This is a genomic window from Nitrosomonas ureae, from assembly GCF_900206265.1.
Classification (GTDB): domain Bacteria; phylum Pseudomonadota; class Gammaproteobacteria; order Burkholderiales; family Nitrosomonadaceae; genus Nitrosomonas; species Nitrosomonas ureae_C.
Genome location: NZ_LT907782.1, coordinates 2,739,035 through 2,764,011 on the forward strand (window position 1 = coordinate 2,739,035; position 24,977 = coordinate 2,764,011).

At 45.7% G+C, this 24,977-nt stretch carries 21 protein-coding genes and 4 tRNA genes; 20 read left to right on the top strand and 5 right to left on the bottom strand.

What is annotated here, in order from left to right; genetic code table 11:
* Positions 1-30: 30 nt before the first annotated feature.
* Positions 31-858, bottom strand: a complete 828-nt coding sequence (locus CPG39_RS12690; RefSeq protein ID WP_096293944.1) for an ATP F0F1 synthase synthase — start codon at positions 856-858, stop codon at positions 31-33.
* Positions 859-1,217: 359 nt separating this feature from the next.
* Here CPG39_RS12690 and CPG39_RS12695 point away from each other — a divergent pair, with 359 nt between their 5' ends.
* From CPG39_RS12695 to lon, 8 genes are all read left to right on the top strand, one after another.
* Complete coding sequence (locus CPG39_RS12695; RefSeq protein WP_013648311.1) at positions 1,218-1,508, top strand: co-chaperone GroES; 291 nt, start codon at positions 1,218-1,220, stop codon at positions 1,506-1,508.
* A 53-nt stretch (positions 1,509-1,561) separates the two neighbouring features.
* Entirely contained in the window at positions 1,562-3,211 is a 1,650-nt protein-coding gene (gene groL, locus CPG39_RS12700; RefSeq protein WP_096293945.1) for a chaperonin GroEL, read from the top strand.
* A gap of 154 nt (positions 3,212-3,365) precedes the next feature.
* Complete coding sequence (locus CPG39_RS12705) at positions 3,366-4,112, top strand: YciK family oxidoreductase (protein WP_096293946.1); 747 nt, start codon at positions 3,366-3,368, stop codon at positions 4,110-4,112.
* Positions 4,113-4,186: 74 nt separating this feature from the next.
* Positions 4,187-4,271 (top strand) — tRNA-Leu (locus tag CPG39_RS12710).
* A gap of 94 nt (positions 4,272-4,365) precedes the next feature.
* A complete protein-coding gene (gene tig / locus CPG39_RS12715) occupies positions 4,366-5,670 on the top strand; it encodes a trigger factor (protein WP_096293947.1) in 1,305 nt (434 codons plus the stop codon).
* Between the two features lies 1 nt (position 5,671).
* A complete protein-coding gene (clpP, locus tag CPG39_RS12720; RefSeq protein ID WP_096293948.1) occupies positions 5,672-6,313 on the top strand; it encodes an ATP-dependent Clp endopeptidase proteolytic subunit ClpP in 642 nt (213 codons plus the stop codon).
* A 64-nt stretch (positions 6,314-6,377) separates the two neighbouring features.
* Positions 6,378-7,655, top strand: a complete 1,278-nt coding sequence (gene clpX / locus CPG39_RS12725; RefSeq protein ID WP_013648306.1) for an ATP-dependent protease ATP-binding subunit ClpX — start codon at positions 6,378-6,380, stop codon at positions 7,653-7,655.
* Between the two features lie 139 nt (positions 7,656-7,794).
* Positions 7,795-10,209, top strand: coding sequence for an endopeptidase La (gene lon / locus CPG39_RS12730; RefSeq protein ID WP_096293949.1), 2,415 nt, complete (start codon positions 7,795-7,797; stop codon positions 10,207-10,209).
* Between the two features lie 2 nt (positions 10,210-10,211).
* Here lon and CPG39_RS12735 read toward each other — a convergent pair whose 3' ends face one another.
* The gene (locus tag CPG39_RS12735) at positions 10,212-10,964 is read right to left on the bottom strand and encodes an endonuclease/exonuclease/phosphatase family protein (protein ID WP_096293950.1); all 753 of its coding nucleotides are present in this window, start codon (positions 10,962-10,964) and stop codon (positions 10,212-10,214) included.
* Positions 10,965-11,034: 70 nt separating this feature from the next.
* Here CPG39_RS12735 and CPG39_RS12740 point away from each other — a divergent pair, with 70 nt between their 5' ends.
* Both CPG39_RS12740 and CPG39_RS12745 read left to right on the top strand, forming a co-directional pair.
* Positions 11,035-11,523 carry a CDP-archaeol synthase gene (locus CPG39_RS12740; protein WP_096293951.1) on the top strand — a complete coding sequence of 163 codons (489 nt, stop codon included), beginning with the start codon at positions 11,035-11,037 and terminating at the stop codon, positions 11,521-11,523.
* A gap of 15 nt (positions 11,524-11,538) precedes the next feature.
* The gene (locus CPG39_RS12745) at positions 11,539-12,123 is read left to right on the top strand and encodes a CDP-alcohol phosphatidyltransferase family protein (protein WP_096293952.1); all 585 of its coding nucleotides are present in this window, start codon (positions 11,539-11,541) and stop codon (positions 12,121-12,123) included.
* Between the two features lie 373 nt (positions 12,124-12,496).
* On the opposite strand, the gene CPG39_RS12755 is transcribed toward CPG39_RS12745, so the two are convergent.
* From CPG39_RS12755 to CPG39_RS12765, 3 genes are all read right to left on the bottom strand, one after another.
* A tRNA-His gene (locus CPG39_RS12755) sits at positions 12,497-12,572 on the bottom strand.
* A 74-nt stretch (positions 12,573-12,646) separates the two neighbouring features.
* Positions 12,647-12,723, bottom strand: a tRNA-Arg gene (locus CPG39_RS12760).
* Positions 12,724-12,756: 33 nt separating this feature from the next.
* Positions 12,757-12,833 (bottom strand) — tRNA-Pro (locus tag CPG39_RS12765).
* A 141-nt stretch (positions 12,834-12,974) separates the two neighbouring features.
* Between CPG39_RS12765 and CPG39_RS12770 the strand changes: the two genes are divergently transcribed.
* The 10 genes from CPG39_RS12770 (at position 12,975) to CPG39_RS12815 (ending at position 24,845) form a co-directional block, all read left to right on the top strand.
* A complete protein-coding gene (locus CPG39_RS12770; RefSeq protein ID WP_096293954.1) occupies positions 12,975-13,649 on the top strand; it encodes a uracil-DNA glycosylase in 675 nt (224 codons plus the stop codon).
* Positions 13,650-13,674: 25 nt separating this feature from the next.
* Complete coding sequence (locus CPG39_RS12775) at positions 13,675-13,863, top strand: tautomerase family protein (RefSeq protein ID WP_013648300.1); 189 nt, start codon at positions 13,675-13,677, stop codon at positions 13,861-13,863.
* A gap of 5 nt (positions 13,864-13,868) precedes the next feature.
* A complete protein-coding gene (gene uvrC / locus CPG39_RS12780; protein WP_096293955.1) occupies positions 13,869-15,686 on the top strand; it encodes an excinuclease ABC subunit UvrC in 1,818 nt (605 codons plus the stop codon).
* Positions 15,687-15,716: 30 nt separating this feature from the next.
* A complete protein-coding gene (pgsA, locus tag CPG39_RS12785; RefSeq protein WP_096293956.1) occupies positions 15,717-16,310 on the top strand; it encodes a CDP-diacylglycerol--glycerol-3-phosphate 3-phosphatidyltransferase in 594 nt (197 codons plus the stop codon).
* A 20-nt stretch (positions 16,311-16,330) separates the two neighbouring features.
* Complete coding sequence (locus CPG39_RS12790; protein WP_096293957.1) at positions 16,331-16,774, top strand: YaiI/YqxD family protein; 444 nt, start codon at positions 16,331-16,333, stop codon at positions 16,772-16,774.
* A 363-nt stretch (positions 16,775-17,137) separates the two neighbouring features.
* Positions 17,138-20,002 carry a ribonucleoside-diphosphate reductase subunit alpha gene (locus CPG39_RS12795; RefSeq protein WP_096293958.1) on the top strand — a complete coding sequence of 955 codons (2,865 nt, stop codon included), beginning with the start codon at positions 17,138-17,140 and terminating at the stop codon, positions 20,000-20,002.
* 30 nt (positions 20,003-20,032) lie between these two features.
* A complete protein-coding gene (locus tag CPG39_RS12800) occupies positions 20,033-21,178 on the top strand; it encodes a ribonucleotide-diphosphate reductase subunit beta (protein ID WP_096293959.1) in 1,146 nt (381 codons plus the stop codon).
* A 114-nt stretch (positions 21,179-21,292) separates the two neighbouring features.
* Positions 21,293-21,892 carry a hypothetical protein gene (locus CPG39_RS12805; protein WP_145956243.1) on the top strand — a complete coding sequence of 200 codons (600 nt, stop codon included), beginning with the start codon at positions 21,293-21,295 and terminating at the stop codon, positions 21,890-21,892.
* A 232-nt stretch (positions 21,893-22,124) separates the two neighbouring features.
* Positions 22,125-23,510, top strand: coding sequence for a class II fumarate hydratase (gene fumC, locus CPG39_RS12810; protein WP_096293961.1), 1,386 nt, complete (start codon positions 22,125-22,127; stop codon positions 23,508-23,510).
* Between the two features lie 33 nt (positions 23,511-23,543).
* Complete coding sequence (locus CPG39_RS12815) at positions 23,544-24,845, top strand: MFS transporter (RefSeq protein WP_096293962.1); 1,302 nt, start codon at positions 23,544-23,546, stop codon at positions 24,843-24,845.
* Positions 24,846-24,977 lie beyond the last annotated feature (132 nt).

Below are 24,977 nucleotides of genomic sequence, written 5' to 3' on the forward strand. Positions count from 1 at the left end.
ATGTCAAATGCACAAAAGCAATGCAAAAACTTAACCTAGAAGTTGAACAGAGTTTTCCAGACGTTTTTCCTTTCCAATCAGCGTGGTATAGAAGCACTGTTCGATACCGTAAAGCAAAGACTTCAATTTTGTATCAGATGTAATCTCAAATTTTTTATTATCGGCATCGAATTTAAGTTGCTCTTCACAATAGCTATGGATATATAACAGCATCTGATTCCGATCTGCATCTGGCATTTCAGCAAGTGTACTCATAGCTAACGCCACTCGTTTGCGATTCGGTTTGGATACTTTTTCAACGCCATAGCCGTTTGATAATTCAACAAATGAATTATCAAGGAATGCTTCTACTTCCTCTTTTGTTGCTTCCTTGTATAGTCCGTCGATTCCAGCAAATATACTGGATATCGCCGCCAGATTCCGGAATAAAAGCGTATCGGCGTCCTTTTGGTAAATCGCGTCAGGCATTGCATTGACTGCTATTCGCCCACCATCGTTTTCCAGCTCTGCTATCTCACCAAATGCGATCATTCTTTTGGTTACAAACAGTGATGGAGTGATTTTCTGGAAATAGTAATGACTTCCCTGAACGGCACACAAATAGGCAATGCCTGGAAATTGTTTTTTAGTGAGATCATCGTATTCCGAAGACACAAAGTCTCTTTTTAGCAAATCAATGCAATAGGGCTGCAAGCTGAACTGTTCAATCTTGAACCAGGAATCTTCATCTAGGTTATGATCTGGGTTGTATCCAACAAAATCCAAGCCTTGTAAGGAAACGTCGAAAAGTGCCTGATCTGAGAGTAATTTGAAAAATTTCTTTTTGCCATTCCCTTTTACCTTAGGATCTGTTGACATTTGATAAAAATGCTTGCTGTATCAGTGGGTTATGATTTATTCTTACGATTGCAAGTGGTTGTTTCTAAATACCTATTCTTGAAACGATGACAGACCCTAAAAATTCTTACAGCTTAACAATTAATTTCGCATTTGTTTCGTTTTTGTTCCAGATTTATTTCATTTTTTTATTCATAGTGTTATATAAAATTAAATAATTTTATTATTGTGTGCTCTTGAAATTCTGAGCTACAAACCCTACTATTAGCACTCGTTGTTACGGAGTGCTAATAATCCTAATATTAGAACCTTGACTTTTTCGTAGTGTTAAAAAATGATGTGTATATATCAGCTTATTAATTTTCAAAGGAGACAACAGCATGAAAATTCGTCCTTTACATGATCGTGTTATCGTAAAGCGATTGGAAGATGAACGTAAAACAGCTTCAGGTATTGTTATTCCTGATAGCGCGGCAGAAAAACCAGATCAAGGCGAGATTCTGGCTATAGGCAAAGGGAAAGTAGGGGATGATGGAAAAATCCGTCCGTTGGAAGTGAAAGTAGGCGATAAAGTATTATTTGGTAAATATGCTGGACAATCCGTCAAGGTTCAAGGCGAAGAACTTTTAGTCATGCGCGAAGAAGATATTATGGGTGTAATTGAAGGTTAACTCGTAGTTCGATGCCACGCAAAAATAATGTATTGAGAGATTAGGAGAAGAATATGTCAGCAAAAGAAGTGAAGTTTGGTGATTCAGCGCGCCATAGAATGGTAGCCGGTGTAAATATTTTAGCCGATGCGGTAAAAGTGACATTAGGACCTAAGGGACGGAATGTAGTTCTGGATCGTTCCTATGGTGCGCCCACTATCACTAAGGATGGTGTATCTGTCGCTAAAGAAATTGAATTGAAAGATAAATTTGAAAATATGGGCGCGCAGATGTTAAAAGAAGTGGCTAGCAAAACATCTGATGTGGCCGGCGATGGGACAACCACTGCAACCGTGTTGGCGCAAGCGATCGTAAAAGAAGGTATGAAATATGTAGCGGCTGGTATGAATCCGATGGATCTCAAGCGCGGAATTGATAAAGCAGTAACCACAGCGGTCGGCGAATTAAAGAAATTGTCAAAACCATGTGCGACTGCAAAGGAAATAGCGCAAGTTGGAAGTATTTCTGCAAATTCTGATAATGAAATTGGCAAGATCATTGCGGATGCAATGGATAAAGTGGGTAAGGAAGGTGTAATTACAGTTGAAGATGGATCAGGATTGCAGAATGAATTAGAAGTTGTTGAAGGTATGCAGTTTGATCGTGGTTATCTGTCGCCTTATTTTGTAAGTAGCGCGGAAAAACAAATTGCGCTGCTAGATAGTCCATATATTTTGCTGCATGATAAGAAAATTTCTAATATTCGTGATTTATTACCGATATTGGAACAGGTTGCGAAAGCGGGTAAGCCGTTACTGATTATCGCTGAAGATGTTGATGGTGAAGCGCTTGCTACATTGGTTGTGAACAATATACGGGGTATTCTCAAAACTTGTGCGGTTAAAGCGCCTGGTTTTGGTGATCGCCGTAAAGCGATGCTTGAAGACATTGCAATTTTAACTGGCGGCACAGTTATTGCTGAAGAAGTTGGTTTGACGCTGGAGAAAGCTACATTAAATGATCTCGGTCAAGCCAAGCGTATTGAAGTAGGGAAAGAGAATACTACAATTATCGATGGCGCAGGCAATGCCGACAATATTGAAGGCCGTGTCAAACAGATCCGTGCACAAATTGAAGAAGCTACAAGTGATTACGACAAAGAAAAACTGCAGGAACGTGTTGCTAAGCTGGCCGGTGGTGTGGCGCTAATTAAAGTGGGTGCTGCTACAGAAGTTGAAATGAAAGAGAAAAAAGCTCGGGTTGAAGATGCATTACATGCAACACGTGCTGCCGTGGAAGAAGGTGTTATTCCAGGTGGCGGTGTGGCTTTATTGCGTGCCATTTCAGCCGTCAAAAGCACCAAAGGTGATAATCATGATCAAGACGCCGGCATTAAGATTGTTTTGCGTGCACTGGAAGAGCCTCTACGTCAAATTGTAACGAATTGTGGTGATGAGCCGTCCGTTGTGGTTAATAAGGTGGCTGAAGGCCAAGGAAATTTTGGCTACAATGCTGCAACGAGCGAATATGGTGACTTGGTAGCAATGGGGGTTCTCGATCCAACCAAAGTGACTCGCTCTGCTTTACAGAATGCAGCTTCGGTTGCAAGTTTGATGCTGACTACTGACGCAATGGTTGCCGAATTGCCTAAGGAAGATGCACCAGCCGGGGGTGGCATGGGTGGCATGGGTGGCATGGGCGGTATGGGTGGCATGGATATGTAAGGAAAATCCTTATTTATACCGCTTTCTGAATTAAACAGACTTCAATTTTATATTGAAGTCTGTTTTTTTATGCCTATCAAGTTAACTAAATAGAGACATTTATCAGGCGTTATATTTTTCTTAAAAAATATTTATTCGTGATAAATTTTTGGATATGGATAAATTAGAAAACTATTCTGCACCTCAAGATCTTCTGAAAGACCGTGTGATTCTTGTCACAGGTGCAGGGCAAGGGTTAGGGCGTGCTGCGGCACTATCTTATGCGAATCATGGGGCTACGGTTATTTTGCATGGCCGTAAGGTAAAGAAATTGGAGAGTGTTTACGATGAAATAGAAACTATCGGTAAAGCGCAAGCTCTAATTTATCCGCTTGATTTGGAACGTGCTGAAGAAAAGGATTTTTTTGCTCTGGCGCATGCGATTGCGCAGCAACTCGGTCGTCTGGATGGAATTTTGCATAACGCAGCCTATCTGCCCGGTTTAAGTCCATTAGAACATCAAACAACTGAGCACTGGCAAGCCCTGTTACAGGTCAATTTGATAGCTCCTTTTGCATTAACAAAGGCATGTTTGCCGTTACTGAAAGTCTCTCCTGATGCGAGCATCATTATGACATCAAGCACGCAGGGGCATAACCCATCGGCCTACTGGGGTGGTTTTGCCGTTGCAAAAGCTGGTCTGGAAGCATTAGTTAAGATACAGGCTGATGAATGGAGTCAGATGTCAAATTTGCGCATTAATACCGTTATACCTGGCTTAGTGAATACACCGCAGCGCGTGATTACACATCCAGGTGAAATAAAACAAAAGATGCGTCAACCTGATGAGTTGATGGCGGTATATTTATACTTGATGGGACTGGACAGCAACAAAATAAGTGGTCAGACAATCTTGTGTTAATTTATAACGAATCGAGTGATCAGGCTGCGGTTAGCAGGATTAGAAGGTATAATCGATAATAAATAAAATGATATGCGAAAGTGGCGGAATTGGCAGACGCACCAGATTTAGGTTCTGGCGCCGAGAGGTGTGGGGGTTCGAGTCCCCCCTTTCGCACCAAATTTAAGTTAATACATGAGTTACTGTTTACAAGTGTTGCTCAATCAATAACATATTTGTATGTTGGGAAAATTTAATCAATCAGGGATTTTTAATGGAATCAAAGGTAGAAAATCTCGGCGCACTAGAACGTCGTTTCGATATTTCAATTTCTCTTGAAAAATTGCAAGATGAAATTAATCTTCGCTTAAAGAAGCTAGCAAAGACAACCAAGTTTCATGGTTTTCGTCCTGGAAAGGTTCCGCTTACACTAGTTAAGCAAATGTATGGTGTACAAGTACAGCAGGATGTAATCAATGATGCAATTCACAAAGAATTCACAGATACCGTTAAGGAAAATAATCTAAAAATTGCTGGGTATCCCCGCTTTGAAAATAAATCAACCAATGAACAGGATGTACTTTACACCGTTAGCGCGACATTTGAAGTTTACCCCGAGATCATATTGGGTGATTTGAGTAATCAGAGTGTCGATCAACTTGATGTGCGAGTTGATGAAGTCGACATTGATAAAACTATCGACATGATAAGTAAACAGCGCGTGACCTATAAGCCGGTTAGTCGCGCGGCAATAAAAGGTGATCGGGTTAAGATTGATTATCATGGTGTTATCAATGGAGATGATTTTGCAGGCGGAAAAGCCGATGATGTTCAGCTAATACTTGGGGATGGAAAATTTCTTAAGGATTTTGAGAGCTCCTTAATAGGTATGAAAGTAGGGAATCACAAATCCTTTGATGTTGTTTTTCCTCAAGAATACCATGGTAAAGATGTTGCTGGAAAGAGTGTTACATTTGAAGTAAAAATGAATGAACTGGAAATGCCAATATTACCAAGTGTGGATGAAGAGTTTGCTAAATCGCTTGGTGTTCCCGATGGAGATTTAAAGAAGTTGCGCGAAGGGATAAAAAAAGATCTCGAGCGTGAAATCTCTAAGCGCTCAAGATCAAAACTTAAAGAACAGGTTATGAGAGCGATTTTGGAAACTACTCAAATTGAAGCTCCCATCGTTCTGATTAATCAAGAAATGGAGAGATTGTTGCAAGATGCTAAGAGTGACCTGGAAGCACGAGGGATAAAAGCAAATGAAATATCTCTTAAAACCGAGTTATTTAAAGATAAAGCTGAGTATCGCGTCAAATTGGGATTAATTTTAGCAGAGCTTGTCAAAGTGCATTCTATTAAAAATAATCCAGCGCATGTTCGGAGCATAATAGAAAATGCAGCTCAAAGTTATGAGAACCCTGAACAGGTTGTTAAATGGCATTATGCTTCCCCAGAGCGTTTACAGGAAGCTGAATCGTTGGCCCTAGAAGAAAATATTGTCGATTGGGCGCTTGGTCAGGTTAAATTAATCAATAAAACTATTACATTTGATGAGTTGATGGGGATATCTTAAGATGGCACAAATATTTGATAATATCCGTGATATAGAGCCTAAAAACCTCGGGTTAATTCCTATGGTTATAGAAACCAGTGGTAGGGGTGAGCGTGCTTATGATATATATTCTCGCTTATTGAAGGAAAGAGTTGTGTTTCTTGTTGGCCCCGTCACTGAGGCAAGTGCAAACCTGGTCGTTGCTCAATTTTTGTTTTTAGAATCTGAGAATTCAGAAAAGGATATATTTTTTTATATTAATTCACCAGGGGGCATGGTTTCTGCGGGTTTGGCGGTTTATGATACGATGCAATACATTAAACCCGATGTTAGCACACTGTGCATTGGTCAAGCTGCAAGCATGGGAGCGCTATTATTGACTGCGGGTGCAAAAGGTAAACGTTATTGCTTGCCAAATTCGAGAGTGATGATTCATCAGCCGTTAGGAGGCTTTCAAGGTCAAGCTTCGGATATTGAAATACATGCGCGTGAAATACTTTATCTAAAATCACGTTTAAATGAAATTATGGCTAAACATACAGAGCGACCAGTATCCGATCTTGAGAAAGATACGGATCGTGATAATTTTATGAGCGCAACGGAATCTGTAAATTATGGTTTGGTAGATGCAGTTCTATCTAGTAGGAATGATGGTGCAAATTAAGTAAATATTTATACGCAAGTTTTTTATTACGGGTATTCAAACTCAATTAGTGTAGGATAAAGATATGCCAGACAAAGCTAGTAGCGAGAAACTTCTTTACTGTTCTTTTTGCGGCAAGAGTCAGCATGAGGTAAGAAAACTCATTGCTGGACCCTCGGTATTTATCTGTGATGAATGCATTGATCTTTGCAATGATATAATCCGTGAAGAAATGCAAGGCGATGAAGCAACAAAACTTGTTAAATCAAACTTGCCTGTGCCGCGTGAAATTTGCCAAATATTAGATCAGTATGTCATCGGACAAGAATCTGCAAAGAAGATCCTTTCTGTGGCAGTTTATAATCACTATAAGCGTCTAAGAAATATACCAAGATCAGATGAAACTGATGATATTGAGCTATCAAAAAGTAATATTTTGTTGGTAGGTCCCACAGGTTCTGGCAAAACATTACTTGCACAAACTCTGGCTCGGCTCTTGGATGTACCTTTTATTATGGCCGATGCTACTGCTTTAACGGAAGCAGGTTATGTTGGTGAAGATGTTGAGAACATCATTCAAAAATTACTCCAAAAATGTAATTACGACGCAGAAAAAGCTCAAAGAGGCATTGTTTATATTGATGAAATTGATAAAATTTCACGTAAATCGGATAACCCATCCATTACCCGCGATGTTTCAGGGGAAGGAGTGCAGCAGGCACTCTTAAAGCTAATTGAAGGCACTATTGCCATGGTTCCTCCGCAAGGGGGAAGAAAACATCCTAACCAAGAATTTATTCAAGTGGATACCACTAATATTCTGTTTATTTGTGGTGGTGCATTTGATGGGCTTGATAGAGTAATTAGAGCACGTACTGAGAAAGGTGGGATTGGTTTCGGTGTTGAAGTGAAGAGTCATTCAGGGAAGGATGTAAATAAGGTATTACAGCAAGTGGAGCCAGAAGATCTGGTCAAGTTCGGTTTAATACCGGAGTTTGTGGGACGTTTGCCAGTTGTCGCAACTTTAGAAGAGTTAAATGAAGCTGCATTAATTCAAATATTGACTGAACCAAAGAATGCGCTTGTCAAGCAATATTGGAAAATGTTTAATATGGAAGGGGGGGTTGATCTTGAATTTCGGGAGCCAGCACTTAAAGCAATTGCGAAGAAGGCCCTAACGCGTAAGACGGGCGCCCGCGGCTTGCGTTCTATTCTAGAAGAAATATTACTGGATATTATGTATGATCTTCCCTCATTAGAGAATGTTACAAAAGTGGTTATTGATTACAATTCCACTAGTGATGATATTAAACCAATTCTAATTTATTCGGATCAGCCTAAAGTTGCGAAACGTTCTAAGTAGATGTTATATAAAAATTATAAATTTGAATGGAAAATGCTCTTCATGGTGAGGAGGAATAAATATAGTGTTATTCAGACTTGAATTTTGGTTTGCGGCACATATATATACTCTTAATTATGAACTTTTTTTGTGAGTTGATATGATTTCATTAGTTGAAGACTCTGAGCAATTGATATTGCCACTCTTGCCATTGCGCGATGTGGTGGTTTTCCCGCATATGGTTATTCCATTATTTGTAGGGAGGCAAAAATCGATCAAGGCACTTGAGCTTGCAATGGAGACAAATAAAAATATTCTGCTTGTCGCTCAAAAAATGGCCTCGAAGGATGATCCTGTTCCTGAAGATTTATATGAGGTTTGTAGTGTCGCTAGTTTATTGCAGATGCTGAAACTACCGGACGGAACTGTCAAGGTTCTAGTGGAAGGCAATCACCGCGCACGTATTTTAGAATTCATCGATTCTGGAACTCATTTTACTGGCAGGGCATCGCAAATCTTATTACCTGATGCTACAGATAATTCTGAAGCTGAAGCAATGCGGCGTGCTATTTTGGCTCAGTTTGATCAATATGTGAAACTTAATAAAAAAATCCCGCCGGAGATAATTACTTCTCTTAGTAGTATCGATGAAGCAGGACGTTTAGCCGATACAATTGCAGCTTACCTGCCATTAAAACTTGAACAAAAACAAGAGATATTGGAAATTTTTGATGTAACTAAGCGCTTAGAGCATTTACTGGGATTGCTGGAAACGGAACTCGATATTTTACAAGTTGAGAAACGTATTCGTGGTAGGGTAAAGCGGCAAATGGAGAAAAGCCAGCGTGATTATTATCTTAATGAGCAGGTAAAAGCCATTCAAAAAGAATTGGGTGAAGGTGAAGATGGCGCAGATATTGAAGAAATTGAGAAAAAAATCAAATCTGCTCAAATGCCTAAAGATGCTCTGGTAAAAGCTGAATCAGAATTAAAGAAACTTCGCTTGATGTCTCCTATGTCGGCAGAAGCTACTGTTGTTCGAAATTATATTGATGCGCTGGTTGCCTTACCATGGAAAAAAAAGAGCAAAATTAATAGCGACCTAAAATCAGCGGAATCTGTTCTTGAGAAAGATCATTATGGTCTTGAGAAAGTAAAAGAGCGAATCGTCGAGTATCTGGCTGTGCAACAGCGTGTGAGTAAAATGAAAGCGCCGATTCTTTGTTTGGTGGGACCACCAGGTGTTGGTAAAACCTCCCTTGGTCAATCAATTGCTCATGCAACGAATAGAAAGTTCGTGCGGATGTCTCTGGGCGGCGTGCGTGATGAGGCTGAAATTCGTGGCCATCGGAGAACTTATATTGGATCCATGCCGGGTAAGATTTTACATAATATGAGTAAAGTGGGTGTTAAGAATCCATTATTTTTACTTGACGAGATTGATAAGATGGGTATGGATTTTCGTGGGGATCCATCTTCGGCTTTACTGGAAGTTCTTGATCCAGAGCAAAATAATACATTTGTGGATCATTATATTGAAGTTGAATATGATTTATCAGATGTCATGTTTGTGGCGACAGCAAATACCTTAAATATTCCTCCAGCATTGCTGGATCGTATGGAAGTAATTCAATTATCTGGATATACGGAGGATGAGAAATTAAATATTGCTATGCAATATTTATTGACTAAACAAATGCAGAATCATGGTGTTAAAGAAAGTGAGTTGGTGGTTTCCGATTCTGCGTTGCGGGATATTGCGCGCTATTACACGAGAGAAGCTGGTGTGCGTGCAATGGAGCGGGAAATTTCAAAAATTTGCCGGAAAGCTGTAAAGGCGCTATTACTTAAAAAAACAAAAAGTAAAATTTCTGTGACATCACGAAATCTGGATAAATTCCTTGGAGTTAGACGCTATACCTATGGCGTTGCAGAAGAAAAAAATCAAATTGGACAAGTAACCGGATTGGCTTGGACAGAAGTAGGGGGCGAATTATTAACCATAGAAGCTGCGGTATTGCCTGGAAAAGGGAAAACCATTACAACGGGTAAGCTGGGAGAGGTGATGCAGGAGTCTATTCAAGCGGCTCTTTCTGTAGTTAGAGCACGAGCTCATCTGTTGGGCATTTCCGAGGATTTTTATCAAAAGAATGATATTCACATCCATCTACCAGAAGGTGCAACACCAAAAGATGGCCCTAGCGCAGGAATTGGTATTTGTGTTGCAATGATATCGGTTTTGACAAATATTGCAGTGCGTGCTGATATAGCTATGACAGGTGAAATTACTTTAAGAGGTGAGGTACTGCCGATCGGCGGGCTAAAAGAAAAATTGCTGGCAGCGCATCGAGGGGGTATAAAAGCGGTAATTATTCCTGACAAGAATGTGAAGGATCTAACTGAGATTCCTTCAAATATAAAAAATAATTTAACCATTTACCCTGTTAAGTGGATAGATCAAGTGATTGATTTAGCATTGGAACATAAGCCAGAGCTGCACTCTGCTCCGATTGTGCAACCAGCTTTGTCATCCAATAACGAAGAAAATCTAATAGAATCTGTCATTAAGCATTAAAATCAGAGCCTAAACTCGGCAAGAAGTGGGATATGATCTGACAATCGGTGCCATGGCTGACCATGCAGACGATTGCAGTCGATAATATCGAGTCCTCGATAATAGATGCGATCCATTGACAATACCGGCATCCAGGCTGGGAAAGTGCGTGCGTATGCCCCACGGGTAATTTTAAATACTTCTTTAACACCCAGGTCGCGATGCAAATAGTGTTCGGCCTGTTCCCGCCAATCGTTAAAGTCGCCTGCAATAATTAACGGTTCATTGGTTGAGACATGGGTGCTGATTCGCTTGACTAATGCTGAAAGTTGACGTTTTCTTTCGTGTCCAAATAACCCGAAATGAATACAAATGATATGAATTTTCTGATTGGTTTCGGGAATGCTGATAACTCCATGCAACAGGCTTCTACTGGCCGATCGTAACATTGAAACATTAATGTTATCCCATTCAATAATAGGATATTTACTTAGTATTGCATTGCCATGATGCCCGGAATTATAAATGGCATTTTTACCATAAGCATAGTGATGCCAAACTTGATCGGCAAGAAATTCAAACTGCTGAGTATTGGGCCAATTATCAAATCGCTGATTAGAAATTCTACGTTCACCATGTACCTCCTGCAGAAAAACGATATCAGCGTCAATATGACGTAGGAAATTCTTTATTTCATGTAGGATGAAACGCAAATTCGTTGCACTGAATCCTTTGTGAATATTATAGGTTAAAACTTTTAGTGATATATCACCCATACGATTCCTGAATTTTTAGGCTTTTCATGAGTCGAAAATAGCTCGGCATAATCGATTACATGAGCTATCAATGACTATCGAGTCACTTCAACTACTATTGCTGATTATAATAGCAAATGGGGCGCCAATATTGGCGCGAATACTACTTAATGATCAGTGGAATGTCGCAGTTGATTTTGATGCCAAAATGGCAGATGGTAATCCGGTATTGGGTGCCTCAAAAACTTGGCGAGGTATTCTTGCTACGCTGCTGATATTGCCTATTGTCGCCTTGATATTTGGCTACACTGCGGAGGTAGGCATTCTAATCGCTATGGGTACAATTTCAGGGGATTTATTCTCCAGTTTCATCAAGCGCCGATTGGGAATGGAGCCAAGCAGCAAAGCGCCATTACTTGATCAAATCCCGGAATCGCTTATTCCTGCACTGATGATGATGCAGATTTTTGATCTCTCGTTATTAGGTATTCTATTTTTAGTTTTTGCGTTTACTGTCATTGACATGATTATGACGTACTTTCTTAATCACTGGAGAGTAGTCAAAAGTCCTGCTGATTAATAGTAAGCTATTGTTATGGAACGAACTAAAGAACAGATAGTCAATCTGCCTAACTTGATCAGCGTAATCCGGATACTATTAGCGCCGGTAATGTTTTATTTTGCATTAAAACAGCAAACCTACTGGTTTTTTGGCGTATTGTTACTTGCAATATTTACTGATGTGCTTGATGGATTACTGGCCAGAATATTAAATCAAGCAACCACATTAGGATCACATCTTGATAGCGGGGGTGATTTTATTATTTATTCAACCATGGCGATATGCGCCTGGATATTATGGCCGGATATCATGCTGCGAGAGCGGCTTTACTTTATTACCATTATTCTTAGTTTTACTTTACCTGTCCTGATCGGACTGATCAAGTTTCATGCAATAATCAGCTACCATACATGGAGTGTGAAGCTTGCTGTAGCTATAACCACTATTAGCTATATCTTACTTTTCGCTGAAATATTAGATTGGCCCTTTAGAATAGCTACCTTGTTTTGTATATATGCAGCCATAGAAGAAATCGCCATCACACTCCTGATTCCCCATCAACGCGTGAATATTAAAACAGTTTGGCAGATATTAAGAAATAACGACACCCCCCCCTAATGGTATGTAATTAGTATTCATACCCTATGGTTATGACCCTTAATAACCTGTTTTTGAGTGATGCTCCTGATTGTCATTAGCTCTGACGGAAATGTTTCTTGCTCGTGAAATGATTGTCCGGGAGCGGATGTGCGGGGTTGAATGACTTGGAAAATATTCTGTTTTCCAGGTCGTTATCGGATTTAAGTGCTTTCCCTATAGCGATTATCGATGTCAGCACAATAAAAAGAAACGCTACCTTCAGTAGCCATTGAATCATGTGTCTATTGTTCATTAAATTACAATTAAGAAAATAATACCGCTCGATTCATCTTACAAAATTTTGTTTCCATTTTGCAAAATTCTTTGTTCTTAATCTGACTGAGTGATATCTTGGGGTGGCTGATGGGACTCGAACCCACGACAACCGGAATCACAATCCGGGACTCTACCAGCTGAGCTACAGCCACCATAGAAAGACATGCTGTGGTTATTCTGCGCTAACTTAAAGGCAAATTCAAACCACATGGTAAAGAAATATTTATGGCGTGCCCGACAGGAATCGAACCTGTAACCCCCAGCTTAGAAGGCTGGTGCTCTATCCGATTGAGCTACGGGCACCAAGTCGGGTTGCTCTAAATATCAGGGTTTAATTGGTCGGGGTGGAGAGATTTGAACTCCCGACATCCTGGTCCCAAACCAGGCGCGCTACCAGGCTACGCTACACCCCGGAAAAGGCGACACTATACCTTCTTAGGCTGGAAACGTCAATTTCTCGTCAATGATAAAATTGAACCGAATCAGCAAAAATTTAATCCTCGATTAATCCGGTGCGCATACAATATCATTTTTGCTTTTAGTATTTTCTCATCATGACGGATGTCTCATCGCACGCCTTTGATCAGGCTATTCTCAGTTGTCGGCAATGTCCACGTTTGTCCGGTTTCTTGCAAGCAGTGAAGGATCAGCATCCGGATTATCATGCGCGTCCGGTGATTGCGTTTGGCGAAGCCATGCCGAAGCTTCTAATTGTAGGGCTGGCGCCTGGTATGCATGGCGCGAACCGCACCGGACGGCCGTTCACCGGAGATTACGCGGGGATCTTGTTGTATCAGACTTTGCATCGATTCGGTTTGGCTTCCCGGAATGACTCGATTTCAGCGGACGATGGATTACGATTAATGGGTTGTCGTATTACCAATGCGGTGAAGTGCCTGCCACCGGAAAATAAGCCGATCCCGCAGGAAATCAAGCAGTGTAATCAATATCTGTTGATTGAAATCAATCAGTTTATCAAAAGTGGCGGTATTGCTGTGCTGGCGCTCGGTACGGTGGCGCATCAAGCCGTTTTGATGAGCTTGCAGCTAAAAGCGAAAGATTATCCGTTTGCCCACGGTGCGGTACATGCAGTGTCGTCATTATCGGGCAACGGCTTGCGACTTTATGACAGCTATCATTGCAGTCGCTACAATACACAGACCAAACGCCTGACTGCAGAGATGTTTGCCCAGGTGTTTGCACAAATTATTACCGATATCAAATTATGATCCGATCACTTACCAGGAGAATTTTATGCCTTATGTCAATATCCGTGTCGCCGGTACATTAACCCGCGAGCAAAAGCAGCAGATTGCCACTGAATTAACCGATACGCTGGAGCGCGTCGCGAATAAACCGAAATCCTACACTTACATTAGTTTTGATGAACTTCCTGACGAAAATTGGGCCGTGGCAGGAAAATTATTAGGCGGCGAGGATTAAACAGTTTGTCGAACAGCAGTTTTGACGCCAAGGAATTTTGTAGCAGCCTACCCTTGCAACCGGGGGTTTATCGTATGATCAACGCTAAAGGTGAAGTGATCTACGTCGGCAAAGCGGTCAGTCTTAAAAAGCGCGTCGCTTCATATTTTCAGAAAAGTAATCTGGCACCCCGAACCCAGTTGATGGTTTCGCAGATAACCGGAATCGAAACCACCGTGACGCGTTCCGAGGCCGAGGCCTTGCTGCTGGAAAACAATCTGATCAAAAGCCTGAAGCCGCGCTATAACATCCTGTTCCGCGATGATAAATCCTATCCCTATGTGATCTTGAGCGGGCATGAGTTCCCGCGCTTGGGGTTTTATCGCGGTGCACTGGATAAAACACATCAGTATTTTGGTCCCTATCCCAATGCAGGCATGGTGCGCGAGAGCATTCAATTGCTGCAAAAAATCTTCCGGCTGCGTACCTGCGAAGATAGCGTTTTCAGTAATCGCACGCGCCCGTGCTTGTTGTATCAGATCAAGCGTTGCAGCGCTCCATGCATCAGCAGGATCAGCCGGCAGGAATATCAAACGGATGTCAAAAATGCCGAGATGTTTTTGCAGGGCAAGCAAACCGAAGTGATGGAAATGATCAATGTCAAGATGCAACAGGCTTCCGAACGATTGGAATATGAACAAGCGGCGGCCCTGCGCGATCAAGTTCAGGCATTGCGCCGCATTCGCGAGAAACAGTTTGTCGATAGCGGAAAAGCGCTGGATGCCGATGTGGTGGTTTGCGTGGTGTCGCCCGATGGTTCCGGAAAGGTATGTGTCAATCTGGCGATGATTCGGGGCGGGCGTCATTTGGGGGATAAGAGTTTTTTCCCGCAAAATGCGGATGACTACAGTGCAGCAAGCGTGGTTGAGGCATTCCTGGCACAGCACTATCTGCATCGTAGCGTACCTCCATTGATTATTGTGGGGGAAAAAATAGAACGTGAAGCGTTGCAGACATTATTGACAGAGCAGTGCGGCCATAAAATTACCCTGCAACTCAATCCGGTCGGTGAGAAGCGCGTTTGGCTTGATATGGCCACTGAGAATGCCCATCTGGCTCTAAAACAAATGATGAGTCGGCACGCCAATCAGGAAAAGCGCTTGCTGGCGCTGCAGCAGGAATTGCAGATGCCCGGCTTGCAACGCATTGAGTGCTTTGACATCAGCCATACCTTGGGTGAAGCGACCGTGGCATCGTGTGTGGTATACGACAATTTCGCCATGCGCAATAACGAATACCGCCGCTATAACATCGAAGGCATAACTCCTGGCGATGATTATGCCGCAATGCGGGAAGCGTTATCCCGCCGTTATCAGAAAGTAATCAGCGGCGAAGGTCAATTACCGGATCTGATCCTGATCGATGGAGGTAAAGGGCAGGTGAGCGCCGCGCAGGAGGCGTTGCAGGAATTGGGCATCAACGATGCCAGTTTGTTGGGCGTAGCTAAAGGCGAGCAACGCAAGCCCGGGTTGGAACAATTGATTTCTCCGTTATTCGAAAAGCCGTTACAATTACCCAGTGAGCATGCAGCATTGCACTTAATCCAACAGATCCGTGATGAAGCGCACCGTTTTGCGATTCAGGGGCATCGCGGCAGGCGCGGCAAAGCCAGAACCAGTTCCAGTTTGGAGACTATCGAGGGTGTCGGCGCCAAACGCCGGCAGCGTCTGCTGGGGCGATTTGGCGGATTGAAAGGCGTATTGACTGCAAGCATTGAGGAGTTACAGCAAACCGAGGGAATCAGCCGCAAATTGGCGGAAAAGATCTATCGGGAGTTGCATTGACGCCATTACCATTTTTTTAACTAGCATTCCATGCCTTTTAACCTGCCAAATTTATTAACCTGGTTACGCATCCTGGCGATCCCATTATTTGTGGGTATTTTTTATTTACCCCACGCCTGGTTATCGCCATCCAATCAGAATCTTGTGGCTACCCTGATTTTTGCTGGTGCAGCCATTACCGACTGGCTGGATGGTTATCTGGCGCGCGTGCTCAACCAGGCTTCCGCATTCGGTGCGTTTCTGGATCCCGTGGCTGATAAATTAATGGTGTGCGCCGCACTGATTGTGCTGGTTTATCTGGATCGGTTGGATGCGCCCCTCGCGTTAATCATTATCGGACGGGAAATTACCGTTTCAGCCCTGCGTGAATGGATGGCGCAGATCGGTCAATCCAAAAGTGTCGCGGTGTCGTTCCTGGGGAAAATCAAGACGACATCACAAATGATCGCCATTCCGTTGCTGCTGTACCACGAAAATGTCGGCGAACATTTCAATGCGCAGCAAATCGGTACCTGGTTGATCTATATTGCCGCAGTATTAACGCTGTGGTCGATGTTTTATTATTTAAAAGCCGCATTACCGCAAGCGTTGAAGAGTGACAAAGGAAATTCCGATGGACATTGATTCAACCCGGGCGATGATGCATGAAAATATGGATTGATGCCGATGCCTGTCCGGCTGCCATCAAGGAAATTTTGTTTAGAGCGGCCGAGAGGACGCGGCGGCAGTTAATATTGATCGCCAATCATCCCGTGTATATCCCTCCCTCGCCGTTCATCCGCATGCAACAGGTCGAATCCGGGTTTGATGTGGTGGATAATGAGATCGTCAAACGGCTGGAAAGCGGGGATCTGGTGATTACCAGCGATATTCCGCTGGCCGCGGCAGTGATCAAAAAAGATGGCCTGGTGCTGACCCCGCGGGGTGAACGGTATACCCGGGAAAATATCGGCGCGCGGTTAAGCATGCGCGATTTCATGGAAGCTTTGCGCAATAGCGGCGTTGATACGGGCGGCCAGTCCGCCTTGAGTCAGAATGACCGCAAATCTTTCGCCAATCAATTGGATAAACTGTTGGTGCAGTGCTAGCCCCCGGTCTTGCTGAGCACGGATAATAACGCACACTGAAATTACCATCTTTTCCACAATTGCAAGTTGTTCTTGTGTCAAATCGTTAGCTTCTCCGCGTGTCGTGCTTGTTGTATATAAGTCAACTTTCTTCAACTTCCTGATCGGATTCATTCTTAATCTGGAAATGACTGCGGATTATTTTTCTTTTGTTAAATAGATTAAAAAATTTGCAGCAGGAAAATAATTTGTGGTGTACTATCGGTGCTGTAGTGCTTGTCATTAAACACTAGATATTGTGGTTTTGTGAGAATAATACTATTTCATTGAATCCATGGAAATTTGTATTTTCTTTGATGAATATTCAGCCAGGAGGAATCGTCAATGCAGCTTGCGACAGAACATACCACCCTCAAATCTGTATCCGGAACTTCAAGTTTTACCGATATGCCGACCCAAAATTCCCGTTTTCCACAGCATAGAGTCATTCGCCGCAATGGTGCGGTGGTCACGTTTGAGCCCGGCAAGATCTCGGTCGCTTTGACGAAAGCCTTTATCGCTGTTGATGGTGGCCAGGGTGCTGCGTCGGTCAGGGTGCGTGAGGTCGTGGTCAATTTAACTCAGGATGTGGTGAACGCTTTGCTGCGCCGGCAACCCGATAGCGGTACTTTTCATATCGAAGATATCCAGGATCAGGTTGAATTGGCATTGATGCGTTCCGGCGAACACGATGTGGCACGCGCGTATGTGCTGTATCGTGAAGAACGCACGCGGGAAAGAGCCAGGCTGAAGCAGAAATCAACCGCAGACGCAGCGGCAGAAGTGCTGTATGTGATGGATAACGGGCAAAGAGTGCCGCTGGACGTGGCTAAATTGTCCGCATTGATTGAAACCTCCTGCGCAGGGTTGGGAAATGCCGTCGATCCTGCTTTGATTCTGAAAGCCACCTTGAAGGATTTGTACGACGGCGTACCCATCGATGAAGTCAGAAAATCCGTGATCTTGTCGGCGCGCGTGCTGATTGAAAAGGATCCCGCTTACAGCTACGTCACGGCACGTCTGCTGTTGAACAATGTGCGTCATGAAGTGCTGGGCGCGGAGGTCTCGCAGCAGATGATGCAGTCGCACTATCAGGAGTATTTTCCGGCTTTCATCAAGCGCGGCATAGAGGCCGATCTGCTGGATCAACGCCTGGCGCAGTTTGATTTGGCGCGCATGAGCGAAGCGCTGGATGCGGATCGCGATCTGCAATTCGATTACTTGGGATTGCAAACCTTGTACGACCGCTATTTTTTGCATATCAAGGAACAACGCATCGAACTGCCGCAAGCGTTTTTTATGCGCGTGGCGATGGGGCTGGCGTTGAATGAGATCGACCGGGAAGCGCGCGCGATCGAATTTTATCAAGTATTGTCGAGTTTTGATTTCATGAGCTCGACGCCGACATTGTTCAATTCCGGCACGTGCCGTTCGCAATTGTCATCGTGCTACCTGACCACGGTTCCGGACGATCTGGATGGCATTTATGAATCCATCAAGGAAAATGCACTGCTGGCCAAGTATGCGGGTGGGTTGGGCAATGACTGGACAGCGGTGCGCGCCATGGGCGCGCGTATCAAAGGCACCAACGGTAAATCGCAGGGCGTGGTGCCGTTTCTGAAAGTGGTGTCCGATACCGCGGTGGCGGTCAATCAAGGCGGCAAACGCAAAGGCGCCGTTTGTGCCTATCTGGAATGCTGGCATCTGGATATCGAGGAGTTTCTCGAGCTGCGTAAAAATACCGGTGACGATCGCCGCCGCACGCATGACATGAATACCGCCACCTGGATTCCCGATCTATTTATGAAGCGTGTCATGGAGGGGGGGGATTGGACATTATTCTCACCTTCGGATGTTCCGGATTTGCATGAAAAATTCGGCCAGCAATTTGAACAAGCCTATTTAGGCTACGAAGCCCGGATTGAACGCGGTGAACTGGAATTGTACAAAAAAATTCCGGCGGTGCAATTGTGGCGCAAGATGCTGAGCATGTTGTTCGAGACCGGCCACCCGTGGATCACGTTCAAGGATCCGTGCAACGTGCGTTCGCCGCAGAATCATATCGGCGTGGTGCACAGCTCCAATCTGTGTACGGAAATCACGCTGAACACCAACGATAAAGAGATTGCCGTGTGCAATCTGGGCTCGGTCAATCTGGTCGCGCATCTGAAGGATGGCGCGTTGGATCTGGACAAGCTCAAACGTACCATTCATGTGGCCATGCGTATGCTGGATAATGTCATCGACATCAATTTTTACGCCGTGGCGAAAGCGCGCAACGCCAACTTGAAGCATCGTCCGGTGGGATTGGGCATCATGGGGTTCCAGGATTGCCTGCATCAACTAGGTATTCCCTACGGTTCGCCAGAAGCGGTGGAATTTGCCGATCGTTCGATGGAGGCTGTGGCTTATCAGGCCTACTGGGCCTCGACTGAATTGGCGCAAGAGCGCGGCTGCTACAGCACATACAAAGGCAGTTTGTGGGATCGCGGCATTCTGCCGCACGATACGCTGACGGTTCTACAACAGGAACGCGGCGGGTATGTCGAAGCGGATCTTTCGGCAACGTTAGATTGGGATGCGTTGCGGCAACGCATCAAATTGCATGGCATGCGCAATTCCAACTGCCTGGCCATCGCGCCGACTGCGACGATTTCCAATATTGTGGGGGTATCCGCGAGCATCGAGCCGACTTATCAGAATCTGTACGTCAAATCGAATCTATCCGGCGAATTCACGATTACCAATCGCTCACTGGTCAACGATCTGAAAAAGCTCAATCTGTGGGATGAAGTCATGATCTCCGACTTGAAATATTTTGACGGCGCGATCAGCAAAATCGACCGCATCCCGGATAATATCCGCACCCTGTACGCGACCGCATTCGAGATGGACCCGCTGTGGCTGATCGAAGCCGGCGCTCGGCGACAAAAATGGATCGACCAGTCGCAATCGCTGAATATTTACATGGGCGGCGTGTCCGGCAAGAAACTGGATGAAACCTATAAACTGGCGTGGCTGCGCGGTCTGAAAACCACGTACTATTTGCGCTCGATGGGTGCCACCGCGGCGGAGAAATCGACCGTGCGCGCAGGATCGTTGAATGCGGTGCCTGCCGACGGCGGAATCGTTAAGGCGGCGGTGGAAGTATCCACGGTTGAAATCAAATATTGCGCGATCGATGACGAAAGCTGCGAATCATGTCAATAATCTAGAAAGATCAGGAAAAAGGAGCCAGTTATGCTGACATTTGAAGACGAAACACCGAGGGAAATGCCATCAATCCCGGGTTTGGATGCGCCACTGCAGGGACTGTTCAAGGAATCCCACACTGCCGCGGATGAGCCAGCCATTGCGGGCAGCGCCAACCGCCGCATTGCGGTGGAAGATAAGCAGATCATCAATTGCAATGCGGACGTGAATCAGTTGGTGCCGTTCAAATATAAATGGGCCTGGGATAAATACCTCGGTGCCTGCGCCAATCATTGGATGCCGCAGGAAATCAGCATGAGCCGCGATATTGCATTGTGGAGGGATCCACACGGTCTCACCGAAGATGAACGCCGCCTGGTCAAGCGTAACCTCGGTTTCTTTGTCACGGCGGATTCATTGGCGGCGAACAACATCGTGCTGGGTACGTACCGTCACATCACCAATCCCGAGTGTCGCCAGTATCTGCTGCGCCAGGCGTTCGAAGAAGCCATTCATACCCATGCGTATCAATATATCGTCGAATCACTGGGCCTGGACGAAGGGGAAATCTTCAACGCCTATCACGAAGTATCGTCGATTCGCGACAAAGACGAATTTCTGATTCCGTTCATCGACACGCTGACGAATCCGCACTTCAAAACTGGCACGTTGGAGACCGATCAGCAGTTGCTCAGAAGCCTGATTGTGTTTGCCTGCATCATGGAAGGCCTGTTCTTTTATGTCGGTTTCACGCAGATTCTGGCATTGGGGCGGCAAAATAAAATGACCGGCTCGGCGGAGCAATATCAATACATTCTGCGCGATGAATCGATGCACTGTAATTTCGGCATCGACGTGATCAACCAGATCAAAATGGAAAATCCGCAGTTGTGGACCAAGGCATTCCGCGAAGAAATCGCCGCGCTGATGCAAAAAGCCGTGGCATTGGAATACCGCTACGCCGAAGACACCATGCCGCGCGGCGTGCTCGGCATGAACGCGCCGATGTTCAAGGAATACCTGCGCTACATCGCCAACCGCCGCTGCCAGCAGATCGGCCTGGACGCGCTGTACCCGAATGCCAATAACCCGTTCCCGTGGATGTCGGAAATGATCGACCTGAAGAAAGAAAAGAATTTCTTTGAAACGCGGGTGACCGAGTATCAAACGGGGGGTGCATTGAGTTGGGATTGAGCATTGTTGAATAATTGCTGCTAATGCCGATTCGGCTTATGCGATATTTTTTGCCGTGTATATATTATGTTAGGGCAATTGGAAGATATAACCAGCAGAGGTGACATTGTGTTGATGACACTCAACGTGCTAGTTTTTCTTGGAATCATAGTCATAGGTTGGCTCGTAAAGTCATGGATACCGAAGTATCTGGAAAAGAAAGCCGTAAACTTCGCTACGAAAGAGGACTTCAAAGAAATATTAGAGCTCGAGAAAATCACCACTAGGGAAATTGAATCCATAAAAGGCCAGATATCAACGGGTGCGTGGATTGACCAACGACGATGGGATCTGAAGAGAGAGCTTTACTCGAAACTACTTGAAGTGTTTCACGAGCTGAGCAAGACGACCGCCAACGTAGCGACAACATATTCACCTGAGCAGGACAAAGACTTCATAACGAGAAACAAAGAGTTCTACGATGGACAGAAGAGAAAGCAGTTTGAGCTTTTAGATGAAGCAGGCCGACTGACGGCGGTGGCTGCACTCGTTGTTGATGAAAAGGCTATAAATGTGGTTGATGCATTTAGACAAGATGCAATTGTGCTGGACGCAGAGAACAATCCATATAGATACATGATGGGCCTCCGCGACAGGGCAGATTGTGTTTACAGATTGCTTCTCAAAGAAGCACGCCAAGATTTATTGGGTGTCAACAGTGCAAAATCGGCCTAACAACTCGCTCAACACAGACATATACAAAAGCGCCGCTTTGTTCTGCTTTTACACGCCGGTTAGCTCAATCGTTATATCAATGAATAAAATATCAAACCGGAATCTTTTGAAAACACTGAATTATTCGTCACACCGGCGAAAGCCGGTGTTCAGTTCGTTGATTTTTCTGGATTTTGGCCTTCGCCGGAATGACAAATGCCCAAATTTATCAAATTTAATAAGGTAAATACCCATGCAAACCCGTGAAGAACGCGACACCATGGGCGTGGTCGAGGTACCCGCCGCAGCGTTGTGGGGCGCGCAAACGCAGCGCTCATTGCAGAATTTCAAGATTTCCGGTGAGCGCATGCCGGTGGCGCTCATTCATGCGCTGGCCCGAGTCAAGCGCGCCGCCGCCAAGGTCAATCATGACCTGGGGTTGCTCAACGCTGCCAGTACTGCGGCGATTATCGAGGCTGCCGACGAGGTGGCTGCCGGGGATTTCGACGATCAATTTCCGCTGGTGGTGTGGCAGACCGGTTCCGGCACGCAGACCAACATGAACGTCAATGAGGTACTGGCGAACCGCGCTTCGGAAATCCTCGGCGGCGGGCGCGGCGTCAGCCGCATCGTGCATCCGAACGACGAGGTCAATAAAGGTCAATCGTCCAACGATGTGTTCCCGACTGCGATGCACGTCGCTGCGGTGCAAGAAATGCAGCAGCGCCTGATCCCCGCGATCCAGTTATTGCGCGATACATTGGCGGCCAAGTCCGAGGCATTCGGCGGCATTGTCAAAATCGGCCGCACGCATTTGCAGGATGCGACGCCATTGACATTGGGGCAGGAGTTTTCCGGCTACGTGGCGCAATTGGATCACGGCTTGCGCCATATCGAAGCGGCCATGGCGCATGTGTGCGAGCTGGCGTTGGGCGGCACGGCGGTGGGCACCGGCTTGAATGCGCATCCGGAATTTGCCGTGCGCGTGGCGGCGGAATTATCGCGGCTGACCGGCTTGCCGTTTGTCACCGCGCCGAATAAATTCGAGGCTTTGGCGAGCAACGATGCATTGGTGCACGCGCATGGCGCATTGAAAACGCTCGCCGCTTCACTGATGAAAATCGCTAACGATATCCGCTGGCTGGCATCCGGGCCGCGTTGCGGCATTGGTGAGTTGCGCATTCCCGAGAACGAGCCGGGTAGTTCGATCATGCCGGGAAAAGTCAATCCGACGCAATCAGAAGCCATGACCATGGTGTGCTGCCAGGTGATGGGGAATGATGTCGCGGTCAACATGGGCGGCGCGTTGGGGAATTTCGAGCTGAATGTGATGAAACCGCTGATCATTCACAATTTCCTGCAAAGCGTGCGGCTGCTGGCGGACGCGATGGTGAGTTTCAATGATCATTGCGCGGTGGGTATCGAAGTCGACCGGGAGCGCATCGATACCCTGATGCACAACTCGTTGATGCTGGTGACTGCGCTCAATCCACACATTGGTTACGACAAGGCGGCTGAAATTGCCAAGAAAGCGCATCATGAAGGTACAACCTTGAAGGCTGCCGCGATAGCCACCGGTTATGTGACGGCGGAACAGTTCGATGCCTGGGTGGTACCGGAAAACATGACAGGAAAATAAACATGCTGCATTCTCCGTTTATGGGTTGCGACGATGGCATTGCCTTCTGATCACCTCAATCCGGCCACGCAGCGTGAACGCTTTGCGTGGTGCATGTATGATTTCGCCAATTCCGGCTATACCACGGTCATTCTGACGGCCATTTTCAATGCCTACTTTGTCGGCGTCATCGCTGCCGAGCACGGCAGTGGAAACGCCACATTGCTGTGGTCGATAACCATGGCCGCCGCCAATGTGCTGGTGCTGCTGAGTGCGCCGGTCGTAGGGGCGATTGCGGATTGTTCCGGCGCAAAAAAACGCTTCCTGACGGTAACGACGGTTGGTTGTGTGTCATTTACTGCGCTGTTGTATTTTGCCGGTCCGGGTGATATCGCTTTGGCGGTGATACTGGTGATTCTGGCGACGTTCATGTTTGCCAGCGGTGAAAATCTGATTGCGGCTTTTTTACCGGAAATCAGTACGCCGGAAACCATGGGACGGCTTTCCGGTTATGGCTGGGCGCTGGGTTATTTCGGCGGCTTGCTGACGCTGGCACTGTGCTTGATTTATGTGACGCATGCGGAACAACAAGGGATGGAGGCTGCGCACTATGTTCCGGTCACCAACTTAATCGTTGCCGTATTATTTGCCGTTGCGGCATTGCCAACGTTGCTTTGGCTGCGCGAGCGCGTGGATGTAGCTGCGTCTTTTGACAGCCAGCATCTGATCCGCGCAGGATTCGGCCGTCTAGGCGATACGCTGCGCCAGGCCCGCTTGCATATCGATTTGTTCCGTTTTCTGCTGTCATTGACGGTCTACTATGCCGGCATCTACATCGTGATCGTGTTGGCAGCGGTGTACGCGCAGGAAGTGATGGGATTCAAAACCCAGGATACCATTGTGTTGATCATGGTAGTGAATGTCACGGCTGCCATCGGCGCTTTCCTGTTCGGCCACCTGCAAGATCGTATCGGCTCAAGCCGTTGCATTGCCATTACATTATTGATCTGGATAGCAGCGATTGTCTGCGCCTATTGGGCCACCGATGAAGGGTTATTCTGGGTTGCAGCCAACTTGATTGGTACCGCGCTCGGCGGCGCCCAATCCGCAGGACGGGCGTTGGTGGGTCAATTCACGCCAGCCGGGCGTCAAGGGGAATTCTTCGGGTTGTGGGGATTGGCCACGAAATTATCCGCTATCATTGGTCCGCTGACGTATGGCGGCATGGTCTATCTATTTGAAGGCGATCACCGCATTGCATTGCTCAGTACTTTGGCATTTTTTATTATCGGGTTGATGCTGTTGGCTACGGTCAATGAGCAAAGAGGGCGGGAAATGGCGAAAATTGTTTATTGATTTCTACGGAAGGTAGTCATCGATATAGTCTGAGAAGCTGTTCGCTCTGCGCGTCGACACTCAGAAAGCTTGCCGAGAATTTGCGTCCTTGTCTGGTACGGGCCGCGCCAACCATCTTTTTAAAGTCCGCTC